Raw genomic sequence first — 5,206 nt, forward strand, 5'->3', positions numbered from 1 at the left:
GTCTTGGTGCTGAGCAGTTTCTTCTTCTGGGTGACCGTGGTCTGGTCGACCGCGTGCGTCTCTCCCACGGAGGTCAGGTTCACGTCGCGCCCGGCTACCAACATCACTTCGGCCAGCTAATCCCAAGTCGTTCCAGTTCGGCAAGCATCTGTTCGGCCATAGGCTTATGTGGGAAGCCACGCACATCTAGAATACCTGTCGTAGTACCCGCAGCGACCGGCCGATCGTTCTCATCTTCCAACAGCCAGTACACGCGGAAACTGTAGGAAGGCACACCGGATGTCTGCGGCCCGGCGCGGAACAACGCCCCCGAACCAGTGCGGATGGTCCGGGTGCCCCACTGCAGCCCGGTGCTATGAACGACCTTGTCGGGCAATAGCAGCAAACGATGGCCAGAAGATGAGATCGGTTCGCCAGATTGGCGTTCCCGTACCAGTTCCGTTGCCTGTATGCGGCTGGACTCGGGTGTGACCCGCTCTGACCCGGCAACTCCGCCAGGTCCGTGGGCCGCCACCTCCATGACCAACGTACCGGCCGGCAAGTCTTTCGTCTCTACGGGAATGCCCTTCTCCCGCAATGCCTCGCCCACAACAGTGAGAAACTTGTCCAGATCGCGGGAAAGGCGGCCGTTACCACCTGCCCCTTCCTGCAGGAACGAGTAGACATGGATACCTTCAATTTCTACTACTCCCGCCCCATCCAGACGCTGGCCCTCGGTCTTGGCCCTGGAGAAGGGGCCAGCGACGGCAATGGTACTGGCCACCAGAAGTGTACAGCCCAGCATGAATGCGAATTCATGTCTCCAAACGACGCTTTTTTTCATATGTACTCCTCGAGGGATAGGAAATACCCATAAGGCAAACACAACTAGCGATCCTTGCAGTAAGCGACACTTGAGAATGGCACGATCACTGGTTGGCGTACCGCAGTCGAAGACAGCAGCGGACTCCGGCAAAGCGTGGGCAAGAACGACAAGCGTCTACGGGCGAGCTACGCGGCGGGTGCGAAATACCTTAGCGTAGATAGGAAGTAACCAGGACCGTTCAAGTCAAACTGAGGCGAAAAGACAAAGAGCAAGAAATCTACCACCCAAGGAATCCACTTATCTGGTTGAAAATTCTGGCTCATGAATGTGGAAATTCTTACGGCCTGTGTCGACAGACACCACGGCTCACGCCAAGTGAAACGCTTACAGATAACGTAGCAAGAAAAATTTGCTCAACCTCTATAAAAAGAAAAATTGTACAGAAAAAATGACCAAGTGATAATAGACAGAACAACCTCCATAAGACGAAGCCATGACCATGTTTTAAGCCGAAAAATCAGAATTATCGACAGCAATGGAATCAGCAAAAGACTGATAGCTACCACCCCCTCCCACAACTTAGCGAAAGGGCTACTAAGGACACCATATAAACCCAGAGAATCATGAGTTCTTCGATTATAGGTAATCAACCCATACAGAGACAGACAGAGTGTCCAGCCAGTAAAATAAAATACTAAGAACACTCCATACATTAAGCAGCCTAACGTTGATTTTGAGGCCATAACCCAACGCCACCATTAATGTGGAAGTTTGCTCCAGTCGACCACTGGAGCGTGATATTTCGGTGGCGGATCCAGATTGTATATCTTGCGGATCACCGGATTAACTGTATTTGTGGGCGTACGCTTATTACAGTTTTCTATCTTTCCACACTCACTGACGGGGGAATTTACCAAGCCGGATGGCCAATTACCCGTCGACAATAAAGCCGCATTATCTAGAATACCTTTCTGAGTAGCTTCAGACTCATAGGAAACGATCCGTGATGCGAGATCATTGACGTACCCTGCATCTCTACGAGCCGCACCAATCGTGGCTGCAGCACCCAAATCATAGATAGTAATAGCATACTTAAGGAATGCGTCCTTATTTGTGTATGGATTATCCGGATCGCCACCCGTAATTGACGGAATAAGGTGTCCATGCCCTTCATCAAAATGCGTTCCATCCGGCTTCACATGAGCAAAGGAGTCACCGAATGCATGAAGTGCACGCTGCACTTCAGGGTCCGAGAGTACAGCAGATTTCCCGACAGGATTATTCTCAAGGGTCTTTATTAACTTCAGAATTTCACCAACCTGATCGGCCCAGTATTCCTGCACAGCCTTTACCTTCCCCGGATCACTTTCACCATCAAGTAAGTGATTACTCTGCTGTGGCATTCCAGGAAGAGCCGAGCCGACCAAGTTTAAAACCGTAATAGCGTTCCTGTTGTCTGTATCCGGCGCCCATGCTGCTAACGCAATAGCTTTTGCATCCTGCTCCGAGAACCCAGCCAGATACAGCACAGTCGCCATAGTCGAATAATGTCCTACTTCCCCCCAATTGTTATCTACAGCATTCTAGGAAATCGAACCTGCAGTCACAATTGAAGAAACGTCATTTCGAAGTGAGCCAATATTGCTCCCCCAACACTGACGATCGAACTGATAGCCTCCTTCTGTTCAGCCGTCAACTCCCGATCATCTTTGTTGTACAGATACTTCGCCAACGCCGGGGCAACTGCTTCGGAACTGGCTGCAACGAGCCCACCGATCAGCGCGAGCTGATCCGGCTCAAGGCGCTCTCGCCCGACCTGTGCTGCCGGACGCCAACCGAGGTGTTCAACCGGCGGTTCGCGCATCGGCACGTCAGCGTGGGCAAGAGCTTCGTCGCCACCGTGCTATGCCAGTCCCGGGCGGACATCGTTCGTCTGCGGCGGGAGTGCAAGCATCGCATCCCGCGCCCGATGCCGTGCAACCGTACCTGGGCGCTGGACCTGACCGGCAAGGCCGACCTCTCGGGCCGGCAGCGGATGATCCTGGGGCTGGTCGATCAAGGCTCGCGTGCCTGCCTGACACTGGCTGACCTGGGCGACAAGCGCAGCGCCACGATCCTGCGGGAACTGTGCGGTGCGTTCCGGACGTTCGGCCTGCCTGCGCGTATCCGGGTGAACAACGAGGCGTGTTTCAATTCCAAGCTGATGAAAGCGGCGCTGGCCTTGCTTCATATCAGGCTGCAAATCACCCAGCCCCATTGCCCCTGGCAGAACGGGCGCATCGAGCGGTTCTTCGGCACGCTCAAGCGGCACCTGGACAGGATCGCCGTGGCCGACCGCGACGACCTGCATTGCAAGCTGGTCGAGTTCCGGGCCTGGTACAACCATGCGCGGTCGCATCAGCACCTGGGCGGGCATACGCCGGCCGAGGTCTGGAATGGCAAGCGCGAATCTACGCGACCCCCTCGATTCGTGAGCATCTGGAACGGCGCGATCACCGGCTGGTGGTTCCCGCCGTAGCTGGGAACGGAAGCTCCAGCAAGGCACGCGCAAGGGGCAACGACGACTGTCCACGGGCAGGCTGCGCGATGAGCAGGGAAATGCCTGGGCGTGGGCAGGAATTCATCAGGAAGCGTTCAATCGGAGGCCGGAAGACAGGAAGAGAAGACAGGCGGCTTAGCACCTGAAAAACTCTCCCGCTCGACTGAAAAAGCCTGACTCATGGCTGGGAAAATGCTTGCGAACAGTGTGGACGGGACACCTTATTTCTCTTGCTTACGAAGCTCGCTGATCGTCTTATTCCAATAGCGCACGAGTTCAAAATGCTGCTTCCGCGTCACCCAAGCTTTGTTATTCGGATCGGTCGAACTCCCTCCGACAATGACAGGCGTTAGCTCCACCAACTCCATACTCCGTGGGCGACTGTTTTGAAGTCTATTCATTGCGATGAGGAAAACTGAGCAAAAAGGTCTGGAAAATTCTTAGCTACAGGTATTGCTAACCGCCTATCCATGCCAATAAACGGAATCTGGACGACCAGCCGTTCAGTCAGTTCCATGTCGAACCCATAGCCCTCTCCACCACCACTAGAGCCAAAGAGGAAGATACCAGGCGCATACTTCTCTACCTCGTATTCACGATTGAAGTCAGCCAATTCAGATGCCTTCCAAAATATTACGTAATTTTCCCCAAGAAATCCCTCGCCTCCATCATGCTGCCTTAGAAAATCCAAGTAGTCGCAAGGAAGAACTAACCCCAAGCTGGAGGAAAGCCCTTCAACAAGATAGGGATCAGCAGGCGGGTCGAGCTGCCCTTCCGTAAGTCGGTAAATCATCGGCTCCTGCTCCTCGATGCTATTTCCCTATATCTTTCTGCAATTTATTCCACCAAGGGGTGACCTGTCGTCTGTGAATATCACGGGGCAGAACAACCTTGTTAGCAGGGTCTGTCGGGCTACCACCGAACTTAACTGGCTGAACCTCATGAATGTCAACCGGCTGCCCGACAAGCCCTTGGTCCCTTCGAATGGCGCTGTTCGCCTTGTTCGCCACTGTACGTGCAGCATCATACTCTGTACCCTCCACGATCCTAAACGGACCTTGCGGGCGAGGCACGCCCGAGGGGTATCCCGTCCAATCCGAAATCGAGAAGCTACCAGGCTGGAGTTCAGGCACCCGTGGCGTAGCATTCCCTATATTGGTCACCTTCGTCGCAACCTTGGCGGAGCCAAGCACCTTGCTCCATCCCCAGGTAGCCAGATCAATAGCGCTACCGATCCGTATGTCCCTGGCGTCGCTCCCTGACACGACCTCGCCCGTGAACCAATTGACGCTGTCGCCCGAGTACGGGTTCCAAGCAGCAAACACGTCACCTATGTGCCCCAGCACGCCTTGCCCAAGGCTGGCATTGAGCGCTGCCGAGCTTTTACCCGGATACCAGTCCGGCAGGATATCCGGCGCAGCACCGATGAGCTCATAGAGCTTTTGACCATCGGTAGGGTGAGTGGCCCTGTGCCCCTCCCCTGTGTACACCACATCGCGCTCGCTTACCCCAGCGTCTTTCCAGTACGCGTCCATCCGGCGACCGAACTCTTCTTCGGTGAATGGCACTCCTTCGGCCAGCATGGTCTCGCGTACCGAGGCCACATACCCGAACATCTCCTCCTGGTTTCGCTGGTCCAGCGCACGCAATTCTTCCGCTCTGCTGCAGGCGGTTTTGTTGCCTCCCTCGCAGGCACTCTCTGCCCTTTGCAGTACATCGGACTGCCACCGGGTCAGCCAATTGTTCTCCACCGCATTCCTGGCGATGTTGCTCCCCGTCGCCGCCTCGCCCAGGTTGCCTCCGGCCAGCCCACCGGCCAGCGCTCCGATCGCCTGCGATATCGCCAGGATCGTCTGCTTGTC

The 5,206-nt window shown here is 55.0% G+C and carries 5 protein-coding genes; 1 reads left to right on the plus strand and 4 read right to left on the minus strand.

Annotated features, from left to right (window positions below; translation table 11 throughout):
• Positions 1 to 103: 103 nt before the first annotated feature.
• Entirely contained in the window at positions 104 to 823 is a 720-nt protein-coding gene (locus HNR76_RS15080; protein WP_162312314.1) for a hypothetical protein, read from the minus strand.
• A 740-nt stretch (positions 824 to 1,563) separates the two neighbouring features.
• A complete protein-coding gene (locus HNR76_RS15085) occupies positions 1,564 to 2,343 on the minus strand; it encodes a ferritin-like domain-containing protein (RefSeq protein WP_162312313.1) in 780 nt (259 codons plus the stop codon).
• A gap of 71 nt (positions 2,344 to 2,414) precedes the next feature.
• On the opposite strand from HNR76_RS15085, the gene HNR76_RS15090 reads away from it, so the two are divergent.
• The gene (locus tag HNR76_RS15090) at positions 2,415 to 3,323 is read left to right on the plus strand and encodes an integrase core domain-containing protein (RefSeq protein ID WP_162312312.1); all 909 of its coding nucleotides are present in this window, start codon (positions 2,415 to 2,417) and stop codon (positions 3,321 to 3,323) included.
• Positions 3,324 to 3,741: 418 nt separating this feature from the next.
• Here the strand turns inward: HNR76_RS15090 and HNR76_RS15095 are convergent, their stop codons facing one another.
• Positions 3,742 to 4,137: an SMI1/KNR4 family protein gene (locus tag HNR76_RS15095; protein ID WP_162312311.1), complete on the minus strand. Its 396-nt coding sequence runs from the start codon at positions 4,135 to 4,137 to the stop codon at positions 3,742 to 3,744.
• A gap of 19 nt (positions 4,138 to 4,156) precedes the next feature.
• On the minus strand, positions 4,157 to 5,206 hold a 1,050-nt coding region (locus tag HNR76_RS15100), incomplete at its 5' end, for a VENN motif pre-toxin domain-containing protein (RefSeq protein ID WP_183982358.1).

It is taken from the genome of Pseudoxanthomonas broegbernensis, from assembly GCF_014202435.1.
Lineage (GTDB): Bacteria > Pseudomonadota > Gammaproteobacteria > Xanthomonadales > Xanthomonadaceae > Pseudoxanthomonas > Pseudoxanthomonas broegbernensis.